The 20,841-nt window shown below is 48.7% G+C and carries 25 protein-coding genes; 9 read left to right on the forward strand and 16 right to left on the reverse strand.

The window, feature by feature from the left end; all coding sequences use genetic code 11:
* Nucleotides 1–24: 24 nt before the first annotated feature.
* Both AYJ59_RS07045 and dksA read right to left on the reverse strand, forming a co-directional pair.
* Nucleotides 25–1,620, reverse strand: coding sequence for a bifunctional aminoglycoside phosphotransferase/ATP-binding protein (locus AYJ59_RS07045; RefSeq protein WP_237260285.1), 1,596 nt, complete (start codon nucleotides 1,618–1,620; stop codon nucleotides 25–27).
* Between the two features lie 73 nt (nucleotides 1,621–1,693).
* Nucleotides 1,694–2,122, reverse strand: coding sequence for an RNA polymerase-binding protein DksA (gene dksA / locus AYJ59_RS07050; protein ID WP_029938152.1), 429 nt, complete (start codon nucleotides 2,120–2,122; stop codon nucleotides 1,694–1,696).
* Nucleotides 2,123–2,354: 232 nt separating this feature from the next.
* Here dksA and AYJ59_RS07055 point away from each other — a divergent pair, with 232 nt between their 5' ends.
* Nucleotides 2,355–3,116 carry an HAD family hydrolase gene (locus AYJ59_RS07055; protein ID WP_127119699.1) on the forward strand — a complete coding sequence of 254 codons (762 nt, stop codon included), beginning with the start codon at nucleotides 2,355–2,357 and terminating at the stop codon, nucleotides 3,114–3,116.
* Between the two features lie 27 nt (nucleotides 3,117–3,143).
* On the opposite strand, the gene AYJ59_RS07060 is transcribed toward AYJ59_RS07055, so the two are convergent.
* Nucleotides 3,144–4,487, reverse strand: coding sequence for an FGGY-family carbohydrate kinase (locus tag AYJ59_RS07060; RefSeq protein WP_127119700.1), 1,344 nt, complete (start codon nucleotides 4,485–4,487; stop codon nucleotides 3,144–3,146).
* A 149-nt stretch (nucleotides 4,488–4,636) separates the two neighbouring features.
* Here AYJ59_RS07060 and AYJ59_RS07065 point away from each other — a divergent pair, with 149 nt between their 5' ends.
* From AYJ59_RS07065 to yjgA, 3 genes are read left to right on the forward strand one after another with little or no spacing between them, the layout of a single operon-like run.
* Nucleotides 4,637–5,551: a cell division protein ZipA C-terminal FtsZ-binding domain-containing protein gene (locus AYJ59_RS07065; RefSeq protein WP_127119701.1), complete on the forward strand. Its 915-nt coding sequence runs from the start codon at nucleotides 4,637–4,639 to the stop codon at nucleotides 5,549–5,551.
* Nucleotides 5,552–5,565: 14 nt separating this feature from the next.
* The gene (ligA, locus tag AYJ59_RS07070; RefSeq protein WP_127119702.1) at nucleotides 5,566–7,584 is read left to right on the forward strand and encodes an NAD-dependent DNA ligase LigA; all 2,019 of its coding nucleotides are present in this window, start codon (nucleotides 5,566–5,568) and stop codon (nucleotides 7,582–7,584) included.
* A gap of 33 nt (nucleotides 7,585–7,617) precedes the next feature.
* Nucleotides 7,618–8,163, forward strand: coding sequence for a ribosome biogenesis factor YjgA (gene yjgA, locus AYJ59_RS07075; RefSeq protein ID WP_127119703.1), 546 nt, complete (start codon nucleotides 7,618–7,620; stop codon nucleotides 8,161–8,163).
* A gap of 55 nt (nucleotides 8,164–8,218) precedes the next feature.
* Here yjgA and AYJ59_RS07080 read toward each other — a convergent pair whose 3' ends face one another.
* From AYJ59_RS07080 to AYJ59_RS07100, 5 genes are all read right to left on the reverse strand, one after another.
* On the reverse strand, nucleotides 8,219–9,124 hold the full coding sequence (locus tag AYJ59_RS07080; RefSeq protein ID WP_127119704.1) for a DMT family transporter: 906 nt from the start codon (nucleotides 9,122–9,124) through the stop codon (nucleotides 8,219–8,221).
* Between the two features lie 93 nt (nucleotides 9,125–9,217).
* Complete coding sequence (locus AYJ59_RS07085) at nucleotides 9,218–9,727, reverse strand: asparaginase domain-containing protein (RefSeq protein ID WP_127119705.1); 510 nt, start codon at nucleotides 9,725–9,727, stop codon at nucleotides 9,218–9,220.
* Nucleotides 9,728–9,750: 23 nt separating this feature from the next.
* Entirely contained in the window at nucleotides 9,751–10,215 is a 465-nt protein-coding gene (gene lexA, locus AYJ59_RS07090; RefSeq protein WP_029938144.1) for a transcriptional repressor LexA, read from the reverse strand.
* 55 nt (nucleotides 10,216–10,270) lie between these two features.
* Nucleotides 10,271–10,570, reverse strand: coding sequence for a YciI family protein (locus tag AYJ59_RS07095; RefSeq protein WP_029938143.1), 300 nt, complete (start codon nucleotides 10,568–10,570; stop codon nucleotides 10,271–10,273).
* Between the two features lie 30 nt (nucleotides 10,571–10,600).
* Nucleotides 10,601–11,254, reverse strand: coding sequence for a septation protein A (locus tag AYJ59_RS07100; protein ID WP_127119706.1), 654 nt, complete (start codon nucleotides 11,252–11,254; stop codon nucleotides 10,601–10,603).
* Nucleotides 11,255–11,473: 219 nt separating this feature from the next.
* Here AYJ59_RS07100 and AYJ59_RS07105 point away from each other — a divergent pair, with 219 nt between their 5' ends.
* From AYJ59_RS07105 to AYJ59_RS07125, 5 genes are all read left to right on the forward strand, one after another.
* On the forward strand, nucleotides 11,474–12,346 hold the full coding sequence (locus AYJ59_RS07105) for a PHP domain-containing protein (RefSeq protein WP_029938141.1): 873 nt from the start codon (nucleotides 11,474–11,476) through the stop codon (nucleotides 12,344–12,346).
* A gap of 149 nt (nucleotides 12,347–12,495) precedes the next feature.
* Nucleotides 12,496–13,119: an L-threonylcarbamoyladenylate synthase gene (locus AYJ59_RS07110; protein ID WP_029938140.1), complete on the forward strand. Its 624-nt coding sequence runs from the start codon at nucleotides 12,496–12,498 to the stop codon at nucleotides 13,117–13,119.
* A gap of 30 nt (nucleotides 13,120–13,149) precedes the next feature.
* On the forward strand, nucleotides 13,150–13,815 hold the full coding sequence (locus AYJ59_RS07115; RefSeq protein WP_029938139.1) for a site-2 protease family protein: 666 nt from the start codon (nucleotides 13,150–13,152) through the stop codon (nucleotides 13,813–13,815).
* 1 nt (nucleotide 13,816) lies between these two features.
* Nucleotides 13,817–14,737 carry a 23S rRNA pseudouridine(2605) synthase RluB gene (gene rluB, locus AYJ59_RS07120; protein ID WP_051673363.1) on the forward strand — a complete coding sequence of 307 codons (921 nt, stop codon included), beginning with the start codon at nucleotides 13,817–13,819 and terminating at the stop codon, nucleotides 14,735–14,737.
* A gap of 25 nt (nucleotides 14,738–14,762) precedes the next feature.
* Nucleotides 14,763–15,467 carry a hypothetical protein gene (locus AYJ59_RS07125; protein WP_029938137.1) on the forward strand — a complete coding sequence of 235 codons (705 nt, stop codon included), beginning with the start codon at nucleotides 14,763–14,765 and terminating at the stop codon, nucleotides 15,465–15,467.
* An 85-nt stretch (nucleotides 15,468–15,552) separates the two neighbouring features.
* Here AYJ59_RS07125 and AYJ59_RS07130 read toward each other — a convergent pair whose 3' ends face one another.
* From AYJ59_RS07130 to AYJ59_RS07165, 8 genes are all read right to left on the reverse strand, one after another.
* A complete protein-coding gene (locus tag AYJ59_RS07130) occupies nucleotides 15,553–15,909 on the reverse strand; it encodes a hypothetical protein (protein WP_206197853.1) in 357 nt (118 codons plus the stop codon).
* A gap of 87 nt (nucleotides 15,910–15,996) precedes the next feature.
* The gene (locus AYJ59_RS07135; RefSeq protein ID WP_029938135.1) at nucleotides 15,997–16,443 is read right to left on the reverse strand and encodes an NfeD family protein; all 447 of its coding nucleotides are present in this window, start codon (nucleotides 16,441–16,443) and stop codon (nucleotides 15,997–15,999) included.
* A gap of 15 nt (nucleotides 16,444–16,458) precedes the next feature.
* On the reverse strand, nucleotides 16,459–17,373 hold the full coding sequence (locus AYJ59_RS07140) for an SPFH domain-containing protein (protein WP_051673362.1): 915 nt from the start codon (nucleotides 17,371–17,373) through the stop codon (nucleotides 16,459–16,461).
* Between the two features lie 181 nt (nucleotides 17,374–17,554).
* Nucleotides 17,555–18,271 (reverse strand): REP-associated tyrosine transposase, encoded by a 717-nt coding sequence (locus tag AYJ59_RS07145; protein ID WP_127119707.1) that lies wholly within the window; start codon nucleotides 18,269–18,271, stop codon nucleotides 17,555–17,557.
* Between the two features lie 47 nt (nucleotides 18,272–18,318).
* Nucleotides 18,319–18,768: a cytochrome P460 family protein gene (locus tag AYJ59_RS07150; protein ID WP_051673361.1), complete on the reverse strand. Its 450-nt coding sequence runs from the start codon at nucleotides 18,766–18,768 to the stop codon at nucleotides 18,319–18,321.
* Between the two features lie 136 nt (nucleotides 18,769–18,904).
* Nucleotides 18,905–19,240 (reverse strand): DUF3175 domain-containing protein, encoded by a 336-nt coding sequence (locus tag AYJ59_RS07155; RefSeq protein WP_335930358.1) that lies wholly within the window; start codon nucleotides 19,238–19,240, stop codon nucleotides 18,905–18,907.
* Nucleotides 19,241–19,323: 83 nt separating this feature from the next.
* Nucleotides 19,324–20,010, reverse strand: coding sequence for a hypothetical protein (locus tag AYJ59_RS07160; protein ID WP_029938130.1), 687 nt, complete (start codon nucleotides 20,008–20,010; stop codon nucleotides 19,324–19,326).
* A 69-nt stretch (nucleotides 20,011–20,079) separates the two neighbouring features.
* Entirely contained in the window at nucleotides 20,080–20,799 is a 720-nt protein-coding gene (locus tag AYJ59_RS07165; protein ID WP_127119708.1) for a hypothetical protein, read from the reverse strand.
* Between the last annotated feature and the right edge of the window lie 42 nt (nucleotides 20,800–20,841).

The following is a 20,841-nucleotide window of genomic DNA, read 5'->3' on the forward strand; positions in this document are numbered from 1 at the left end:
CAGTTTAACCGAATTCGTTATGAATTATAGCGGCGGGTTCAGCCAATTCTTGAGCATTTCTTCGTCAATTTCGGCACCGGGTGTTAAGGTCAGGGTGATGTCGGTTTCCGATGGCGGTTCAAGCGATTCAAGCTGCCGGTGCATGACGGCAACGTCGGCATCCGACGGATTGGTGTCGGCGGTTTGACGTTCATGCAGATTACGACGAACCACCTCAAGGTGATTGTTTGGGGTGATGTAGAGTTGATGTGCGCGGCATTTAGCTTGCGCCGCCAAGGCCAAAAACGGTTGGCGGTGTTCGCTTTTCAAAAAAGTGGCGTCGACGATGACGCTGTAGCCTTCGGCTAAAAGCGTTTTGGCCAAGTGATGCAGGCGTTGATAAGTTTGTCGACTCATTTCCGGTGCATAGAGGCGTGTTTTTTCCGATTCGGGTACCCGGTGTGTCGGGTCGATGCCGTAAAGGCGCTTGCGTTCAATGTCGGAGCTGATGACGATGGCATCCAGGTGGTTGAGCAAGGCTTGTGCATAATGGGATTTGCCGGAACCGGATACGCCGACCATTAAAATCAATTTCGGCTCAGGCAGGGCGTAGGCGTCATCTTCGGCTTGCTTTAGGTACTGTAGAGCCAGGTCAAAATGTTGTTCGGCTTTAAATGAACCTTTGGGCAACTGATGATAACGAAGGGCGGTGATTTTGGAGCGCACCATGGAGCGGTAAACTTGGTAAAAACGAATAAATTTCAACCCGTTATAATCACCGGTTAAACTCAGATATTGGCTGAGAAGCTTGCGTTTCAAGACCACTTGTTGCCGGTTGTCGAGGTCGATCATCAAAAAGGCCAGGTCGTTCATCACGTCGATCCAACGAAATTGTTCGTTGAACTCAATGCCGTCAAACAAGGTCGGAACATCGTTCAATAAGGTGATGTTATCGAGATGCATGTCGCCGTGGCAAGCACGGACGAAGCCATCGGCTTTACGCGCCAATAAGTCGTCGTAAAGCGTTTTCTGTGTGAAGTGCGTCCATTCGGCCAACTGCTTGAGACGATATTGTTGTTCCGGGTGTGGAAAGCTTTTCAGCAAAGGTGGAAAGTTCTCCAGCATAGGGTGGATGAGATTATCCGGGTGACCGAAATCATCCTGTTCGATGGTGGCTTCGGCAGAGGCGTGAAACTGAGCGATGCGTTCCGACAGCGCCTGGATTTGTCGGTCATCCAGCGTGTGCTCTTTGAGATAACGGCCCAGCACGCGATTGGGGTCGAACTGTTTCATCTTGATGAGGTATTCGACCGGGTCGCCGTTCGGTTCAAATTGTACTTGGCCGTCGTGGAAATACAGCGGGCAGATGTCGATATACAGTTCTGGCGCGCTGCGTTGGTTCAGCTGGATTTCCAACTCGCAATAGCGTTTACGGTCGGCCAGTTGTGAGAAGTCCAAAAAACCGAAATCCACAGGCTTTTTGAGTTTGTAGGCGTAATCGCCGGTCAGGAAGACAACGGAAATATGGGTTTCAATCGTGGTGATGACTTCGGTGGGATGCGGGTAGACATCGGCACGGGACAATTCATCGATGAAAAAGGGTAAATTCACAAAATCCGCGGCGTGAGTTGGTTGGTCCATCGTCGTGAGACGGCGGAGCGAGTCAGTCAAAAGCGCCTGAGTGGCGCTTTAAACGATCTGAGTCATATGGAAATTAGGCGATGCCTTGTTTTTCGCGCATTTCCTGTTTGGTCTTCATTTCAACGGTCAGCGTGGCGGTTGGTCGAGCTTCCATTCTCGCGAGGCCGATGGGTTCACCGCTCATTTGACAGAATCCATATTCGCCGTCTTCGATGTCTCTCAGCGATTTATCGATTTTGGAAATCAGTTTGCGTTCACGATCACGGGTTCTCAGTTCCAAAGCGAATTCTTCTTCTTGCGAAGCACGATCGTTCGGATCGGCCGGAGTGGAGGAATCGGATTTCAAATGGTTTACCGTGTTACTGGCTTCCCAAATCAACTGCTTTTTCCATGCCAACAGTTTGTTTTTGAAATGCTCTAGCATTTCCGGACTCATGTACTCTTCGCCGGGTTTTGGCTCGTACAGAGGGTAGTTTTCGATAAAATCATGTGAAAGTTCCATCACTTTCCCTTTTTTGTCGTTTTATTATGAAAGACCTTATCTCTCGTCCCTGACTTGTGAAAAGATCCAGACTTAAAAAATCTAACTGCGTTTTATACCAAGTTTTAAAAAGGGTGACAACAAAATTTTTCGGTATTTGAAGGTCTTGAGAGTTGCATATTTCGCGAAATACGCTTTAATAGGCGCAGTTTTCAAAAATAAAATTCTTAAAAAAATAAGGAAATTAAACATTATGGCAGAGTTACAAGCATTGCTGTTCGATGTGGACGGTACCCTGGCGGACACCGAACGCGACGGGCACCGAGTGGCCTTCAATATGGCTTTCGACGAAGCCGGTCTGGACTGGGATTGGGATGAAGCGCTTTACGGCGACTTGTTGGCCGTGACCGGTGGTAAGGAGCGTATTCGTTACTACTTGGATAAATTCAATACCGAATTCGAAAAGCCGGAAAATTTCGACGATTTCGTCAAGGGACTGCATGCGGCGAAAACCAAGTTTTATACCCAGTTGTTGTCCGAAGGCAAGATTCCGTTGCGTACCGGCGTGGAACGTTTGATTCAGGAAGCTCGAGATGCGGGCATGCGCATGGCGGTTGTGACCACCACCACGCCGGCTAATGTCACGGCGCTGTTGACCAATACGCTGGGTGACGATTCGGAATCCTGGTTCGAAGTCATTGCCGCCGGCGACATAGTGCCAGCTAAAAAACCGGCGCCGGATATTTACCACTGGGCGTTAGAGCAGATGTCATTGACACCGGAAGAGGCGATTGCCTTTGAGGATTCGTCTAACGGCATTCTGTCGTCTTCGGCCGCAAATGTCCGTACCATCGTCACCATCAACGAATACACCAAAGACGATGATTTTTCGGCGGCGCATTTGGTGTTGGATCACATGGGAGAACCGGAAGAGGCTTTCACGGTTTTGTCCGGTAATGCCCAAGACCACAATCATTTGAATTTGGATTTGGTGAAAGCAGTCGCCAACGCTTGATTGATTCTACGGTCTTGATTTCAAGACTCAGTCGCCGTGCGGCTTGCTGTCATCCACCTGCAATAGGCGGGTGACGCCCAGGGCCGCATCGGCATTTTTCATGGGGATGATTTCCCCGTCAAAACGTTGCTGTCGCAATGTCATCCATGCGTCATTTTGAATACCGCCGCCGGTGGTAAAGATGCGTTTCGCTTCCGGTCCGCCCAATTCGTGTAAACGTGCGTAGCCTAAAGCTTCAATTTCAACCAATCCTTCCAATAACCCTTGTAAAAATCGTTCGTCGGAATCCGGTCGTGGGTCAACTTTAGGGGCGAGCGTCGGGTCGTTGATGGGAAAACGTTCGCCAGAATTCGCTAACGGATAATAATCCAGCCCGGTCGGTTTGTCGGTTTGCAAACGGGGAATCAAGGTTTTCAGTGTTTCCAGTGAGAAATACTTTAACAAGACGGCCCCGCCGGCATTGGAGGCGCCGCCGACCAGCCATTGATTCCATAAACGGTGGCTGTAAATGCCGTATTCGGGTGCGAATACCGGTTTGTCCGACAGCAGTTTCAAGGCGATGGTGGAACCGAGAGAGGTCACGGCATCGCCGATTTCACTGGCTCCGGACGCGAGAAAGGCGGCGATGCTGTCCGTCGTGCCGCTGTAAACGGTTAATTCCGGGGTGAAACCGTAACGACTTGCCACATCCGGCAAGACACCTCCAATCGGCGTGCCGGGCGGAACCACCTGCGGTAAAGGCAGTCCGGTCAGGTCATTTAGCCAATTCGGCCAGGCCTGGTGAATCGGGTCATAACCGAGTTTCAAGGCGTTGTTTTCGTCGGTGATACCACAACGACCAGTCAAATAGGCATTCACCCAATCCAGTTGATGAAAAATAACGGCTTCATGCGACTGACGCCCGTTTAAGGCATGTTTTTCCAGCCACATGACTTTTGCCAGTGTGCTGGAGGCGCCGTGAGCGGCTGTGTCGCTGGGCGCGAATTGACGAATCCGTTCGGCTGCCTCGGTGGCGCGCTTATCATCGTACATCAGCGCTTGTGTCCAAGCCTGTCGTTGTCGGTTGCCAAGCAAGACCGTCGAGGAGGTGGCATCCAGTGCCATTCGTGTGACATGCGGAAAATAACCGGTTTCGGATAGCGCTTCAAACAGTTGGTTTAAGGTTTGAACCCAGAGGTCGGCTGTTTGCTCACTGTTCGGGCCTTGACGATTGGGGAACGGCATTGGCACCGAGGCCGATGCTAACGGGGCTGGCGCAGGGTTGGTGTTCGGCGTTTTTTCGACAATGACGCCCCGGATGCCGGAGGTGCCAATGTCGATGCCCAATAATAATTCGGAGGATAATGTCGGAGCCGGTTTTGTTTGTGACATGCAATCTTCTTGATTTAAAGGGGAAGGCGTCGTTTATGACGGATTAAAACATGCGCATACGCTTTTCTTTGTACCCAAATTAAAGTAAAATTTTGCGCATTCATTGGTCAATATTCTATCAACTCAAACAAATTTAAGGGAAGTGCTGAATGAACGAATTGCAACAAGTGTTACTGATATTTGCAATTATTGTCATTGCCGGGCTTTACATCCTTCAAAAAATCAAGGCAAAACGCAATCAATCAGCACCAGACTCCCAGCCTGAACAGCCTGTTGAAAACACCCGCACGTCGGCCGACAAGGCCTTGAACGAACTGGGCGAAGCGCACATTCCCTTATCGCAACAAACTCAGCATCGTCTGCATATGGACGGCGAGGAAGAAGAAGTGATTCCGGACTCCCAGTTGGGCTTGTCGTTTGGACAGGAGTTTGAAAAACCCAAAACGGAAGCGCCGACGCAGGAAGAAGAAACACCTTCGGAAACCGAAGAGCGTAAACCGCGCCACATCGTTTTGGAAGCGGAAGACATTCATCCGGTCGGCGGGGTGGAAGAAGGCGGCGCATCCGCTGATGACGATGACTACAAGCCGAGCTTTGGCATTCCGGAAGGCGGCGTGAATACGCCGGAGACCGAAGTGGAAACCGAACTGAAAGACCCTCAAATTTTCGCCATCATCGTGATGGGGACCGATGATTTCCTATGGCCTAAAGTCAACCAAACCTTGCAAGGTGTCGGCTTGGTCCCTTCCGAGCAAGGCATTTTCGTAAAAAAAGATTCGATGGGCAATGAAATCATTCGTGTCGCCAATTTGATGGAGCCGGGCACTTTCCCGTTGGACCAACCGACCAACAGCGAATTGAAAACCGCTGGTGTGGTGTTGATTCTGGAGCTGCCGACCACCGTCAAAGCGCCTGCGGTGATGCACGACATGATTATGATGTCACGCAAAATTTCCCAGCGTCTGAACGGCCGACTGTATGACGGCGAGCGTCATCTTCTGAAAGAATCCGACCTGCAGGCGATGCGTGATGCGGCGGTGGCTTACGAATCGGCGGCCATTTAAGTCTGAACGCCTCTATGTCCGATCGCCAACACTACCTCGACCTGGTTGAAACCCTCAATAAGCACAGCTATCAGTATTACGTTCTCGATGATCCCTTGATCAGCGACCCGCAATACGATGTGATGTATCAAGAACTCTTGACGCTCGAAGCGGATCATCCGGATTGGGTGGTCAAGGAATCGCCCAGTCAGCGGGTCGGTGACCAGCCGCTCACCGAATTCAAAACCGTCCGCCACGCGTTGGCCATGTATTCCCTGGACAATGCCTTTAACGATGAGGACTTGGCGGCGTTTTTGAAACGCATTCAGGAAAAAGAGCCAGGCCTGGCGGAAATCGACTTTTCCGCCGAGCCGAAAATGGACGGTCTCGCCATCAATATTCGTTATGAAAACGGTGAACTGGTGCAAGCCACCACCCGTGGCGACGGCCAGGTCGGCGAGGACGTCACCCATAATGTGCGTACCATTCAAGCCATTCCGTTGAAGCTTTTCGGCCAGGCCTGGCCGGAAGTGGTGGAAGTGCGCGGCGAAGTGTTCATGTCCAAACCGGCATTTGACAAACTGAACGCCTATCAGCAATCCATTGACGGCAAAGTGTTTGCCAACCCTCGAAACGCCGCCGCGGGCTCTTTACGACAACTGGATGCCAAAATCGTCGCCAAACGTCAGTTGAGTTTCTACCTCTATGGCTGGGGCGAAATCAGCGATGACTGGCCGGTACCGGAACGTTATTCGGACATGATTGAGCAACTGGTGGCGTGGGGCTTGCCATCCAACCCGAATTCCGAAGTGGTTCGCAACCTGGACGGAATGTTGGGCTACTATGAAAAAATATTGGGCTTGCGTGACGAATTGCCGTATGAAATCGATGGCATTGTCTATAAAGTCAACCGTATTGCCTTGCAAGCACACCTTGGGTTCACCGCTCGCGCGCCTCGTTGGGCCATCGCGCGCAAATTCCCGGCGCAGGAAGTCTGGACCAAGCTCTTGGATATTGAAGTGCAGGTTGGGCGTACAGGCGCCATTACGCCGGTAGCGCGTCTGGAACCGGTTTCCGTCGGCGGTGTGACCGTTTCCAATGCCACATTGCATAATATGGATGAAATTCGCCGTAAGGATGTCCGCATCGGTGATACCGTTATCGTGCGCCGTGCCGGTGATGTGATTCCCGAAGTGGTGGGGCCGGTGTTGGCACAACGTCCGGACGACACCCGTTTGTTTGAAATGCCGAGCCATTGTCCGGAATGCGGTTCCGATGTGGTCAAGGAAATCGATAAAGCGGCTTACCGTTGCACGGGTGGATTGGTTTGTCCGGCACAACGCAAACGTTCGCTGTATCATTTTGTGTCGCGTAAAGCCATGGATATTCAGGGCTTGGGTGATAAACTGATTGACCAGCTGGTCGATATCGGTTGGGTCAAACATCCAGACGATTTTTATCATCTGACGGTCGAGCAATTGGCGACGTTGGAACGCATGGCGGAAAAATCGGCACAGAATGTGGTGGACGGCATTCAAGCGTCTCGCGAAACCACCTTGGCCAAGTTCATTTACAGCTTGGGGATTCCGGAAGTCGGTGAAGTCACGGCGCGGAATTTGGCAAATTATTTCAAAGATTTACCCAGTATTCAGCAGGCCACGCTTGAAGAATTTATTGAGGTGGATGACGTCGGTGAAGTTGTCGCCGAACACCTGGTGAACTTTTTCAAGGAGCCGCATAATGAAGAAGTGATTCAAGGTTTGTTGGATGCCGGCATGCATTGGCCGGCACCGAAAGCCGCCGACGTACCGGTTGATTCGCCGTTTGACGGAAAGGTGGTGGTGTTGACCGGCACTTTGACCGAAATGAGCCGCCCGGAAGCCAAAGACTGGCTGGAATCGCTGGGTGCTAAAGTCACTGGCAGCGTGTCCGCCAAAACCGATTATGTCGTGGCCGGCGAGAAGGCCGGCTCGAAATTGACCAAAGCCGAATCGCTGGGCGTGGCGGTGCTGGACGAGTCCGAATGGCTGGCAATGATGCCGCCGCGCGCTTAAAAAAGCGTTTAACATCTGATATGGGAAATGATTATGGTCAGACCACGTAATGTCAACCGAACCAAAGCCAAAAAAGAAATCCCGGATTGGGAACAGGAAGAGTTCGAAAGCCGCACGGACATTAAGAAAGCCGCTCAGGCCGTCACCGATTTGGGCGTGCAATTGACCGAACTGTCCGATTCCGCCTTAAAATCTTTTGAATTGCCGGATGATGTCATCAAAGCCATCATGCAACTGAAAGAAATGAAAAACGGCCCGGCGATAAAGCGTCAGAAGTTGTTCCTCGGAAAATTATTGCGTAAGAACGAGCCGCTGATTGTACACATCAAACAACGACTGTTTGAAATCGAACAAAAAGCCAAACAGCAAACGGCGCATTTTCATCGTTTGGAAAAGTGGCGCGACCGCTTGGTGGAAGAAGGGGACGACGCCCTGAATGACTTTATGGCGGAATACACTCATGCCGATCGCAGTCAGTTACGCCAATGGATTCGCAATGCTCAAAAAGAAGCTGAGCAGAACAAGCCGCCGAAAGCGTATCGAGCGATTTTTCAGTATTTGAAAGGCTTGGAGTGGTAATCCCTTTTAATAGATGGAATAGACCGCTCCTTTCCCGTTTTGTGCAGTTAAATCGTTAAGGCATTCTAGACGTCAGCAAGCGGAAGTTTTCTTTGGAGATGCGGTGTCCGAACTCAAACGAAACCAACCCTAAAATTACCAGGCCTGCCCCCAGCCAAATTTGGCTGTTCAAGGGTTCGTCATTCAGAAAATGCCCTAGCAATAACGCCATGACCGGCGTAATCAAAGTTATCAACCCCAACCGAATCGCATCCAACCGTTTCAGAACGTAATAATAGAGGATGAACCCGACTAAGGAACCGAATACGCCCAGATACACGATGGCGTTCAGGGCTTTCGGCGGCAGGGTTGGCAGTTGGGTCAAAAATTGCGGGTGGACGAGCAGATACACCGTACTGGTAATCCAGACGGCCCCGGCCACAATATGGGTGTTCGGCAAGCCATGGTTGTACTTTTTGACCAGAACCGTGCTCAGGGAGTGAAAGGTGACGGCAATCACCGCCAAACCAATGCCAATCAGTAGGTTTTGGCCGTGCGTCCAATCCAGATTCGGGCCGAGAATCACCGCCAAACCGCTGAAGCTGACGACGATGCCGAGGTATTTACTGAAGGTCAGCTGCAGGTTTTTTAAAATCAAAAACGCCATCACGCCGGTGAGAATCGGCGTCAGGCCGAAAATCAACGAAATCCAGCCCGAAGGCATGGTCTGAGCGGCGTAATACATGGGCGTCATGCCGCCCAACATGCCCAGGCTGGCGGATAAATAGATTTTGATGTCCCGCCATTGCAACGAAAAAGGCTGCCGGGTCCACCAAATCAAAATCGGAATAATCAAAGTGGCGCTGATCAGAATCCGCCCGGCGACCCCGACAAACCAGTCAACCTGGCCACTCCACTGAATCGCCAGCGGCGTGGTTGCCCAAATGGCGACCACGGCCAGATAAGCCAATAAAACGTTCATAAATAAGAAATCCTCAAAGTGTAAAAACCGAAAAAATATGGAAGTGAAGGCTTCGGGGCGGGTGTTTCAAATCAAGGTGTTGTGTTGCATCCACTAGACCGTCAATTCGAAAACACCCTTTTGTCGGTTTTTCATCACTCGACAGGCTTCGAACAGTTCGCCATTCATGGCGATGTAAACACCGTTCTGAGCCAGTTGGGCGGCCGTGAGGGCCGCGCCGAGGTTAAAACAGGCGTCGGATTCGCCCAGTCGGAAAGGTCGCATCGCGCCGGTGAGCACAATGGTTTTATTACAAAGATTGGCGTTTTCGGATAGCGCCAAGGCGGTGTCGACCATGGTGTCGGTACCATGGGTAATGACGATGGATTCGGTGTCGGCGTCCTGGCAGGCCTGGGCGATTTCGTCCCGATCCAAATCGGTCATTTCCAGGCTGTCTTTCAGCATCAATACCCGAGTCTCGACCGCCAGAGTGGTGTTGGCCTGGCGTAGCATGGCCGGCAAATGGGTTTCGGAAAAGACCAAAGCACCGGTGGTGGTTTGGTAGTCTTTATCCAGCGTCCCGCCGGTGACAAGCAACGTGAGTTTCGGGTCTTTAGGGTGCATTCCGTTTGCCGTTATCTGCTGCGTTATCCGGGCTGCCGTAGAATACCGGTGACAATGCCCAGAATTTCGATGTTTTCATTGGTGATGTAAATCGGTTCCATTTCCGAGTTGGCCGGTTGCAAGCGAATGCCGTTTTTCTCGATGTAGAACTTTTTCATGGTGACTTCTTCATTATTGATGCGAACCACCACGGATTCACCGTTTTCAGCCGTGGAGCGGCGTTCGATGATGACGATGTCGCCGTCTTCGATGTTCTCCTCAATCATGGAACTCCCTTTGACGCGTAGGGCAAAGGTTTCCTTGCGCACCATGGATTGCGGCACGGCCACGGTGTCGTAGTCCATTTCCATTTGAATGGGCTCACCGGCTGAGGTCCAACCGAGTAACGGCACTTGTACGAAATCGATGTCGACGAGTTCGACTGGGTCGGCTTCCGCCAGTTGCAGTTTTTGATTACGTTTTGGAATCAGATAGGCCACATTCGACATGATTGCATCTCGCTGTCAGTTTCGGATACGTCCAATATTAACGTGAAACGGCGACTTATGGAAGTACCTTTTTGAACGGTTTGACTTCGACTTTTTCATAGACACCGGCGGCCAGATAAGGGTCGGCATTCGCCCAGGCCTGGGCGTCTTCCAGTGAATCGAACTGAGCCACAATCAAGCTGCCGCTGAAACCGGCGTCGCCGGGTTCTTCGGAATCGATGGCCGGGTTCGGGCCTGCCAGAATCAGGCGGCCTTGTTCCGCCATTTCTTTCAAACGCGCGATGTGCCCCGGACGGGCCTCGGCGCGCAAGGGCAAACTGTTTTCAACATCATAGGCAAAGATGGAATAAAGCATGGAATCCTCCGGGCGGATAAAACGAATAATCTATTTACTGTCGTCGGACGACTTGTTGCGCGACTTGGCCGGTGAAACCGAATCCAGTTCCGCATCGGCCAGGGTTTCGATGGACGCATCCATCACACGTTGTTCGGTTTCATCGAACTGTTTACCGGTTTCTTTGATGTAGCGACTGATGTAAATGCCCTGTACGATGATGAACACCAGTGTCAAGCCCATCAAACCGAAAAGTTTGAAGTTCACCCAAGTGTCGGTGTCGTATTGGTAGGCCACGTAAATGTTGGCGATGCCGGAGAAAATGAAAAACACAATCCACATATAGCTTAAGTTCAGCCAGACACGATCCGGCAAACTGATGGCCTGATCCATCATACGGCGGATAATCGGCTTCTGGCCGATGAAGTGGCTGCCCAAGAAAATCAGGGCGAAGCCCCAGTTAACGACCGTTGGTTTCCATTTGATGAAGGCTTCGTCTTGGAAAATCAGCGTGGCGCCCCCAAGAATGATAATCAGTGCCAAAGTAATGATGTGCATTTTTTCGACGCGCTTGTTCTTGGCGTAGACATAAGCCACTTGCAATATGGAGGCGACGATGGCGACGGCAGTGGCGACGTAGATGCCGTAGAGTTTGAAGGCGATGAAAAAGAGAATGACGGGGAATAAATCGAATAATAGTTTCATTGCAATACTTTTGGCTGTGTTTGGTAGAATAAAAAGAGCCGTTTCTTTTTACTGTTACAAAACCATCTGGGGAACACCAATGGTTTTCGCTGAATGACTCTGGAACCGCAATTTTATATGGGATTCCGCTGTAAAGAAACCCGCAAGCGGTTTTTTTACCGTTTTCGTCAGGATTGACGCCATCTCGACATCTTCAAACCAACGCAATTAGGAAATATCATGAAAGCCGATTTTCACTGCCACACCTCCGCATCGGACGGTTCTTTGTCCCCCAAAGAATTGATTGACCGAGCCCTGGAAAAGGAGCTTTCCGCCTTGGCGATTACCGACCACGATACCACCGCCGGTTACGAACAAATCCAAGATTATGCCCAAGAAAACGGTTTGGATTTGATTCCGGCATCGGAGATTTCCTGTCAATGGCAGGGCCATACCATTCATGTGGTCGGGCTGAATATTGATGTCGATAACGAGCGCCTGCAAGCCGGGTTGAAAGCGAACCGTATCAAACGCTGGACACGTGCATTTGAAATTGACGCCAAGTTTCAGAGTCGTCGCTTTCATGGTTTGCTGGAAAAAATCCTGCCGGCGGTGGGCGAAGGCATGATCGGCCGTAACCACTTCGCCCAAGCGCTGATTGAAGAAGGACATATCAAGAACCATCAACAAGCCTTTGATAAATTTTTGAAAAAGGGCAAGCCGATGTATGCGCCGGTCGAGTGGCCGGAGTTGACGGAAGTTGTGGATTGGATTCTCGATGCCCGCGGCATAGCGGTCATTGCGCACCCGCATATCTATAAAATCAGCTCCAATAAACTCAACAAAATGATTGAAGACTTTAAAGCGGCCGGTGGTCAGGCGCTTGAAGTGGTGAATCAACCTCGTCCTTGTGCCGAACAAATCGGCATGGCGCAACGGGCCGAACGCTATGAGCTTTACGCATCGCTGGGATCCGATTTTCACCGTCCGGAGCAGAGCTGGCGGGATTTGGGGTGGCTTGCGCCCATGCCGAAGGCCTGCCAACCGGTTTGGCAATTGTTTGAAGAATGCTTTTCCGGCACGGCAATCGAGAAAGGCGCTCAGTCTTCTTAGAGAGCTAAGCACTCGGACCATTGAATTAAACGAATGTAATCATTGGATTCCTAGCGCTTTTTTAAGGGTTTTGCAGTATAATTTTCGCGTTGTAAATCCCGGCCTTTACCTTAAGCGATGGCCAGCGAACCAATCAAACGGAAATCATTGTGCGAAGAGAGTGCCAGTATCTGTCGGTACACCCCGACAATCCTCAAGAACGAATTTTAAAGCAAGCGGTGGATATTTTGAACGCGGGCGGGGTTATTGCCTACCCGACGGAATCGGGTTACGCCTTGGGCTGTCTGCTTGATAACAAAGAAGGTGCCGACCGTATTCGTACCATCCGTCGCTTGGACGACAAACACTATTTCACACTGGTCTGCCCGGATTTAAGCCATTTGTCGGCCTACGCCAAAGTCGGAAACGTGCAGTTCCGTTATTTGAAATCGCATTTACCGGGGCCTTATACCTTCATTCTGCCGGCCAGCCGGGAAGTGCCACGCCGTTTGCAAACGCCGAAGCGGAAATTTATCGGGCTGCGCGTCACCCCCAATACGGTCACCAACGCGTTGCTGTCGTATTTCGACAAACCGTTGATTTCGGTGTCGCTGATTTTACCGGGTGAAGAATTGCCGATGACCGATGGTTGGACCATTCAGGAAACACTGGGCCACGCATTGGATGCCGTTCTGGACGGTGGTTTCTGCGGTTTTGAACCCACCACTGTCATCGACTTTACCGAAGACGTGCCGGTTTTGATTCGCCAGGGACAAGGCGAATTTAATGAATAGTCGAACGCGTTCGACGGATGAGAGGAAATCATGATTGAACTTTCGATAATGCAGAAAATCGCCATCTGGACCATTCCGGTGTTGCTGGCCATTACCTTGCATGAAGCGGCTCACGGTTGGGTGGCTTCCAAGCTCGGCGATAAAACCGCGGAAATGCTTGGACGCGTGACTTTGAATCCGTTAAAACACATCGATTTGGTCGGCACCATTATCGTGCCGATTGCGTTATTGGTGTTGGGCGGGTTTGTTTTTGGCTGGGCCAAAGCGGTGCCGGTCAATGCGCGCAATTTCAAGAACCCGGCACGGGATATGGCGTGGGTTGCTGTGGCTGGCCCGTTATCGAATTTGGTGATGGCCATCGGCTGGGCGGTTGTCGCCAAAATTGGTTACGACCTGTCGGCGGGCGGCACGTCGCCGGATAATATCGGTCAGTTCCTGGCCTATTCGGGGATGGCGGGCATTGCCATCAACTTGGTGCTGTTGGTGTTGAACATGATTCCGATTCCACCGTTGGACGGCAGTCGAGTGGTTTCGGCTTTCCTACCGTCCGGCTTGTCTTACACTTACAATCGTTTGGAGCCTTATGGGCTGTTTATTTTACTGGGCATGATGTTCCTGGGCGTACTGGGACCGATTATTTCCGGACCGTATCAAGCGCTACAAGGCTATCTGCTGCAATTGGTGGGGTTACATTGATATGACGGGCACAAAACACAATAAAACGGCCGCAAATCCGCAGGGTGAAAAACTCCAGAAAATTCTGGCGCGTGGCGGCTTCGGTTCGCGTCGTGAAGTGGAAAAACTGATTGCCGAAGGCTTGGTGAAGGTCAACGGAAAGGTCGCCACCTTGGGCGATCGTGCGTTGACGACCGACACCATCAAAGTGCGCGACCAACAGGTGCGCGAAACGCGCCTGGAAACGCAACCGACGCAAGTGATTTTGTACAACAAACCGGAAGGGCAGGTTTGCAGCCGAAAAGACGAAAAAGGCCGCGAAACCATTTTCAGTCATTTGCCGCGCATCATCAACAGCCGTTGGGTCAGCGTCGGACGCTTGGACATCAATACCTCCGGTTTGTTAGTGTTGACCAATAACGGCGAATTGGCCAACCGCATGATGCATCCGTCTTATGAGATGGAACGGGAATATTCGGTGCGGGTATTCGGTGAGGTGTCGGATGACATCATCAAACAGCTTAAAAAAGGCGTCAAGCTGGAAGACGGCTGGGCCAAATTCGACCGAGTCGATAAGATTCCGCAGCAAGAAGAAGATTCCATTAACCAGTGGTATCGGGTCGTCATCAAGGAAGGCCGCAACCGTGAAGTGCGCCGTATTTGGGAATCGCAAGGCGTGCAAGTCAGCCGCTTGGTGCGCACGCGTTACGGCAACTTTGATTTGCCTCGCAGTCTGCGTCGCGGCAAGACGCAGGAATTGACCTGGAAACAGATCAATCAGTTGCTGAAATCGGTCGGTTTGCCGGAAGAAGCCCGTCCGGATATTCGCAACCGCCTTGGCGGGGCGAGCAAGTCGGCCGCCGGTGGTAAACGCCCTGCGAAAACGTTTGATAAAAGCTCGAGTCACTCGCCCTATAAAGGCAAGCGAAATGGCCGTCACTGACTAAATCGATAGGAAAATGTTTGGAATGAATAAAAGCTTTCTCACCAATGCCATCAGTTTATTGATTCTTGCCGCCGGTTTGCTGCTGCCGAACAACTGGTTATTGATGGTCGGTTTGTTTGCCTTGTCGGGTGCCCTGACCAACTGGCTGGCGATTTATATGTTGTTTGAAAAAGTACCAGGCCTGGTCGGTTCCGGGGTGATTCCGGCGCGCTTTGAAGAGTTCAAGGCCGCGATTCGCGATTTGATGATGGAACAGTTTTTCACGCAAGAAAACATCGACCGTTTCGTCAGTCAAACCGCCAAGCCAAGTCTGCATCTGGCACCGGTGATTGAAAAGGTCGATTTAACCCCGGCTTTCGACCGTTTGGCCGATGTCATCATGGCCTCCAGCTTTGGCAGCATGTTGGGTATGTTTGGTGGTAAGGATGCATTGAATCCGCTAAAAGAACCCTTTGTGAGCAATATGAAAGCCGCGTTGATCGAAATGACGGAAAAAGAACAGTTCGTGGAACTGCTGCAGAATGAAATCGATCAGCCGGATGTGATGGCGGAAATCCGTCATAAAGTGGAAGAGATTATCGAAGCCCGTTTGGCCGAACTCACTCCGAAAATGGTCAAAACCATGGTGCAACAAATGATTGAACAGCACCTCGGTTGGCTGGTTGTGTGGGGCGGTGTCTTCGGTGGTTTGATCGGGTTGGTTTCCAATGCGTTATTGCAACTTTAAAATAGCCGCAACAATAGCTTAAAGAGTTAAGCTTAGTAAACTTTATCGGATAAACGCCAGCCCAGCGAAGGTTTTTTTGAAGCGTTCATTCAACCCGAACTAATTTGATCTGAACCAGACCGTTTCCTTGTACTAAGGTGTTTTCGTCCACGATTTTCCAGGCATCTTCAGTATTGTCTTTTTTGAAAATCAAGTATTTTTGCCCATCAGAATTGCGAACGAAAATCTTATCAAACAGTTCTCGTTGGCCATCCGACTCAATATAATCGGGACCGATGACAATGGTTTGTGAACCTAACGAGTTTGTAAACTGGTTGAGAAAGGCGTTGGGTGAGTCGGCTTTTGTCTGGAATTTTCCTTCAAAATCATGGCCGCTGCAACCGGCTAAAATGAACATCAGTGTGGATAGGGCGGCTAGTTTAAACCATTTGATTCGATTCATCTTAACTTCCTTAATTGTTTGAATGATTTATTATTTATTGGATTATATTTGTTCATAACGCCCAATAAAGCGATGGGGGCTTCGGCACTAATGTGTTGGTTTGGCCACCTGTGCCTGGTTGTTTTCAATTTGAGTAACAATGACCTTTTCACCGTCTTGAAAATCACCGTCTTCTGCATTCGCTACTTCATAGGTGGTGCCTTTATACATGACCCGAAACACGCCATTATGTAAAGTCAGTTTTCCTTTATCACCCGTCATTAAGGTTTCCAGCGTGGATGAGCTGGTATTGGGGCCAAAGCGTTTTGTCAGGTGTGGCTTAAAAACAAATGCAAGCACAAAGCTTATTACGGCCATTAAAAGCAGTTGTTCGGTGGCGTTATCAAAGGTCCAGAAAAATTGCCCTATGGCCGCGGTGAGCACCAACCCAATGCCAATAAAAACAAGAATAAACGTCAACGTCAGCATTTCCATGACGATTAGCACTAAGCCGGCGGCTAATAAAATCCAATTTGAAATGGGGGTCAAGTCCATTTTGACGCTTTCCTTTTAGGGTTGTTTATTATTTGTGTCGCGTAAAATTTGAGCCAGCGCGGTGAGTGAACCGACCATTTCAGAGGTTTCCACCGGCACCACCACTTTGTTGGCACTGTCGGAGGCGGCAATGCCTGAAAAAGCTTCAATACGCTCTTTGGCCAATAAAAACTCAGCCGCCGTTTGGTTTTCGGCCATGGCGAGATTAATGAGTTTCATCGCTTTTTTATCGCCTTCGGCCAACTGTTCTTTTTCAAAGCGCTGTGCTTCAGCGGTTCGCTCAAGGGCTTCCGCTTCGCGATACGCCTTTTGCTTTTCGCCTTCTGCAATGGTAATGGTGGCGTTTTTCTGTCCGTTGGCTTCAATTTCCACCGCGCGTTTTTTACGTTCCGCTTCCAGTTGCAGTTCCATCGCTTTCTGAACGTTTTCCGGCACAATAATGTCAGAGACTTCCACACGAGTAACCTTGGCTCCCCAAGTACCGGAAGCCTGGTCCAGAGCGGCCAGCAGAGCGGCATTCAGGTCGGAGCGACTGGAAAGGGTTTCATCCAGTTCCATTCGCCCAATTTCGGCACGCAAGGTGGTTTGCGCCAATTGCGCGATGGCGATTTTCAGGTCGAGAATTTCATAGGTGGCTTGCTTGGCATTGTTGATGCGAATAAACACAACCGCATCGATTAAAATCGAAACATTATCACGGGTAATGACCGATTGTTGAGGCACATCGATTAATTGCTCTTGTGTTACAAATTTTGAACGACGTTGGTCAATAATGGGGATGATAAAGTTTATACCGCCTTCCAGGGTTTTGTGATAGCGTCCCAAACGTTCAATCACCCATTGCTCGGCTTGAGGCACAATTTTGACGGCCATAAACAAATAAACGACTATCAGGGCGAGTGCCGCCAAAACAAAAATATCAAATCCCATAATAACGATGACTCCTGACCTTAATTTTGAGCGATAAGAAACCCGATTATAAAGGACTTTCAGTATAAATGCTCATTATGTTGCTGCTATCACATGGTAAATGGACGCAGTGGTGTGGGCGAGCCATAACGATTGGCTGGAGAGGGCGCTGAAATAAACGCCATGCAGAGGATTAATGGGGTCAGACTCGATTGCTTTTCTTTTTAAAATCAGCAGAGCTATGATCGCCGCCTCTTTTTCTTGGAGTAACCGGTCGCTTTAATTGCGCCTGTATCTTTTCTTTAAAATAATCACTTCCCAGAACCCAAGCTTTATTCGTCGCCTCTCTAATTTGATCTAGTGTTTGAGGGTTCATTGCGTTATCGAACAGTGCTCGATAAGCCTGACGTCTGGCTTCCTCGTTATGATCTAGTTGCAAATACATAAGATGCGGTGTAATCAAGTCACACGTCTCGCCAAGCGCATTACAACGATAACTCGACCAAGGATATTCAGCGGGATGGCTGACCATATCGGCCCGGACAGGATTAAACTCAATATAGCGATAACAGCTCAACGCATAAGCCTCACTATCAATCAAAGTCGCCTTATAGCGTCCTTCCCACAAAGTTCCGGTGCGCTTGTAAGAATGGTTAAAATACTGAACATAATAACGTCCAATCATTTGCATCGTTTTCGAAATGCCGTTATCCGTATTGGGTGTAATCAAAAGATGAACATGATTTGTCATCAGAACATAAGCATGTAAATCGCAATTATGTTTCTCACAAGCTTGTTGGAGTTTTTCAAGATAGAAAAGGTAATCTGCATCCGAATAGAAAATCGGTTCACGATTATTACCACGCACAATTACATGCTGTGGTTGACCGGGAAGGGTGAAACGGGGAAGACGAGCCATAACGTCACCTCTTTTAAAGTGATTATGGCAATTTTACGCTTTAGAACTCAAAAAGCAATCGAGTCTGACCCCATTGGTTCCAGCCAACGTGCCCAGCCCCAGCCTTTGGTGTCTTTCCATTTTTCGGCATCCTTGAACATGAACTCAGCGTGAATGAATTCGCCTGGAACTGTGGCGGCTTTCCAGTGGTCGTCCTGACGGTCTTTCCAAACCAGTTTGCCCAGTGCGGCACCGTCCGGCCAAGGGTTGGTTTGTCCGGCTTCAATAGCTTTTACGGCGACATCGTTACCGATAATGGCGCGCACGCTTTTGTGATCTTCGCGGTGGGAAACCGCAACGATGTCCCAGTCCTGATAATTGACCGGGAAATCAATGCCGTTGGCCGTCGGCGGTGGGATTTTATAACGTGGCTGTTCAGCCGAGGTATCGCTCATGGCATAAGCCAATCCGCTGGTGAATAATGCAAATACGCTGGCGTAAGTGAGTAGCGCTTTCATGGTGGTTCTCCTTTGGTGAGGTTTGATTGCTTGCAGAAGCATTATTGAAAAATCCCGGCCGGGAATCCTCACAAAAGGTTCACAATTCGCTCACAAATTGAAATAAGGGTTTTGACTAATCCTGGCGGCAGAAAGACTATGTTTTGCCGTAAAGCTTGCGTAGCTCCTGTTTGACGTCTTCTAAAATAGCGGCTTGCGCCGGAGCTAGGTTTTTCCCAGCACGGTTGATATAGAAAACCAACATCGACATGGCCGATTGAAAGGGCGTTGTTTTGCGGTGACGGCTTGAGTCAGCCGACTTTTTAAGTGACTCGGCAATTCTTTTCGGGTCGTCCCAAATGAAAACACCTTCCTCTAAATTCAACGCATGACTGTGTTCGGTGACTTCTTGAGACCATTTCGAAGTGGTGGGGGACTTTTGTTTTTTTTGGATTCTTTGCCATAAAAGACGATTCCGAGCACGTGTGTTGATAAGGAGTTTGCTTTAATCGGAGACAAGAGCAGAACAAGCTGTTTTGGCGTATTAACAAGAATTTGTACTAAGAGAAAAGATCTTTACGAAAAGGATACCGTTGATAGAACATTTTCAAATACTTCAATATCGCGATTTAAGTCCTTTTCTAAGGAAGTGAGTGTAAAATACCAGATAGATTTAGTCTTAAAGTTAGGGATGATAACTTGTGTTTGAATAAGATTTTCATGTTGAGACGTTATTTTATACTGTTGCCAGCCTCCTTTTAAACCACTTAATGAATAAGGCTTTCTTATAACATTTCCTATAACACCTATTTCTGAAATGATTTTTTCGCTTTGATCGACAACGTGTTTTATTATCTCTGTTTCACTTTTATTTTGGACTAGCTCATTATTCATAAATTCATGTACGATGTTTATATTTGATCTTTTATCATCAATTTTTATAGTACCTATCACCTTAATATCAAAGATTGATTCAATTTTATAATTTTTTGGAAACCCAAAACTAATTCCATAGTCTTCTGAAATGAATGATAGGTAGTCCGTTGGCAAGTTTAAAACGGGGTATTTCTTTTGTTTACTAAGCTTTTGAAAAGATCTCTCCAGCATATAGAAAACACCAATAAACCCCGCCAATGCGCCCTCGAATTCACCAATTGGAAGTTTTAGATTAGCGGAATTTTCAAGCCAATTAAAAAGTATGATAGATGAGGTTAAACTCATTAGGAAAATGAGAAATACGATTAATATAGGGTTTTTATTCATGTTCGAACGATTCAATTAAACGACAATGTGAAATTATAAAACGTTACCGACCAGCACTTTATACTTACCTTATATAGTATATTCTGGAGCATCTTTAAATTTAATTGCTACAGGCTTCCATGTACTATTAATCAGTCTTATTAAAGATGAATGCCACATCTCAAGTTCATTTATTTCAAATAGTCTTACTTCCCTGAACTTCCATCCTGAACTCTTCGTTTTTTGCAAATAAAAATGATCAACTTCCCACCGGTTGTGTAGGCCAAGATTTCGGACTAGAGACATTTCATTTAAATAATCTTTGGTCTGGAGGTCAATGTCAATGTTTTCATTGATGACTTTGCTAAGGATTTTAATTTGATGAGTAATTTCTTTAAAACCAATTCTGAGAAGGTCTTTTTGTTTGTTACTGCTAAGTTCCTTATCAAAAACATATAGGTAATTATCATTTATAAACTTTCCAAGATGGGATATATACCAATCCCACTGGCTTCTCAGAGTAATCAAAACAGATTGTCGTGCACTTTTAGTAAAGATTTCTTGATATTTTTGAAGGTATTTCCAGCTTTCTTCCCAGGTGGATTTATCCATGCCTTCTTGAAGTAATTCTTGCTCTATTTCATCTATGGCATTACGCTGCCTAACACGTTGCCCTGATGCAGTATCAGAAAGTATTTGATGAAAGATTGATCCTTGCATAAACTCCATTGTTTGGAAGGCTATTTGAATTGGGAATTTGTGAGCTTTAGCTCTTGGAAGCGTTTCCATATTTGTAAGTTCAATTTTCACTATTATCGTTCCCTAAGCAATTACTTGTTAATTAACAAACAC

The organism is Thiomicrospira sp. S5, from assembly GCF_003991075.1.
GTDB classification, from domain to species: Bacteria; Pseudomonadota; Gammaproteobacteria; order Thiomicrospirales; family Thiomicrospiraceae; genus Hydrogenovibrio; species Hydrogenovibrio thermophilus.

Coding starts and splice junctions, on each gene's coding strand:
- AYJ59_RS07045 (WP_237260285.1), bottom strand. CDS start 1,620: ATGGACCAACCAACTCACGCCGCGGATTTTGTGAATTTACCCTTTTTC.
- dksA (WP_029938152.1), bottom strand. CDS start 2,122: ATGGAACTTTCACATGATTTTATCGAAAACTACCCTCTGTACGAGCCA.
- AYJ59_RS07055 (WP_127119699.1), top strand. CDS start 2,355: ATGGCAGAGTTACAAGCATTGCTGTTCGATGTGGACGGTACCCTGGCG.
- AYJ59_RS07060 (WP_127119700.1), bottom strand. CDS start 4,487: ATGTCACAAACAAAACCGGCTCCGACATTATCCTCCGAATTATTATTG.
- AYJ59_RS07065 (WP_127119701.1), top strand. CDS start 4,637: ATGAACGAATTGCAACAAGTGTTACTGATATTTGCAATTATTGTCATT.
- ligA (WP_127119702.1), top strand. CDS start 5,566: ATGTCCGATCGCCAACACTACCTCGACCTGGTTGAAACCCTCAATAAG.
- yjgA (WP_127119703.1), top strand. CDS start 7,618: ATGGTCAGACCACGTAATGTCAACCGAACCAAAGCCAAAAAAGAAATC.
- AYJ59_RS07080 (WP_127119704.1), bottom strand. CDS start 9,124: ATGAACGTTTTATTGGCTTATCTGGCCGTGGTCGCCATTTGGGCAACC.
- AYJ59_RS07085 (WP_127119705.1), bottom strand. CDS start 9,727: ATGCACCCTAAAGACCCGAAACTCACGTTGCTTGTCACCGGCGGGACG.
- lexA (WP_029938144.1), bottom strand. CDS start 10,215: ATGTCGAATGTGGCCTATCTGATTCCAAAACGTAATCAAAAACTGCAA.
- AYJ59_RS07095 (WP_029938143.1), bottom strand. CDS start 10,570: ATGCTTTATTCCATCTTTGCCTATGATGTTGAAAACAGTTTGCCCTTG.
- AYJ59_RS07100 (WP_127119706.1), bottom strand. CDS start 11,254: ATGAAACTATTATTCGATTTATTCCCCGTCATTCTCTTTTTCATCGCC.
- AYJ59_RS07105 (WP_029938141.1), top strand. CDS start 11,474: ATGAAAGCCGATTTTCACTGCCACACCTCCGCATCGGACGGTTCTTTG.
- AYJ59_RS07115 (WP_029938139.1), top strand. CDS start 13,150: ATGATTGAACTTTCGATAATGCAGAAAATCGCCATCTGGACCATTCCG.
- rluB (WP_051673363.1), top strand. CDS start 13,817: ATGACGGGCACAAAACACAATAAAACGGCCGCAAATCCGCAGGGTGAA.
- AYJ59_RS07125 (WP_029938137.1), top strand. CDS start 14,763: ATGAATAAAAGCTTTCTCACCAATGCCATCAGTTTATTGATTCTTGCC.
- AYJ59_RS07130 (WP_206197853.1), bottom strand. CDS start 15,909: ATGAATCGAATCAAATGGTTTAAACTAGCCGCCCTATCCACACTGATG.
- AYJ59_RS07135 (WP_029938135.1), bottom strand. CDS start 16,443: ATGGACTTGACCCCCATTTCAAATTGGATTTTATTAGCCGCCGGCTTA.
- AYJ59_RS07140 (WP_051673362.1), bottom strand. CDS start 17,373: ATGGGATTTGATATTTTTGTTTTGGCGGCACTCGCCCTGATAGTCGTT.
- AYJ59_RS07145 (WP_127119707.1), bottom strand. CDS start 18,271: ATGGCTCGTCTTCCCCGTTTCACCCTTCCCGGTCAACCACAGCATGTA.
- AYJ59_RS07150 (WP_051673361.1), bottom strand. CDS start 18,768: ATGAAAGCGCTACTCACTTACGCCAGCGTATTTGCATTATTCACCAGC.
- AYJ59_RS07160 (WP_029938130.1), bottom strand. CDS start 20,010: ATGAATAAAAACCCTATATTAATCGTATTTCTCATTTTCCTAATGAGT.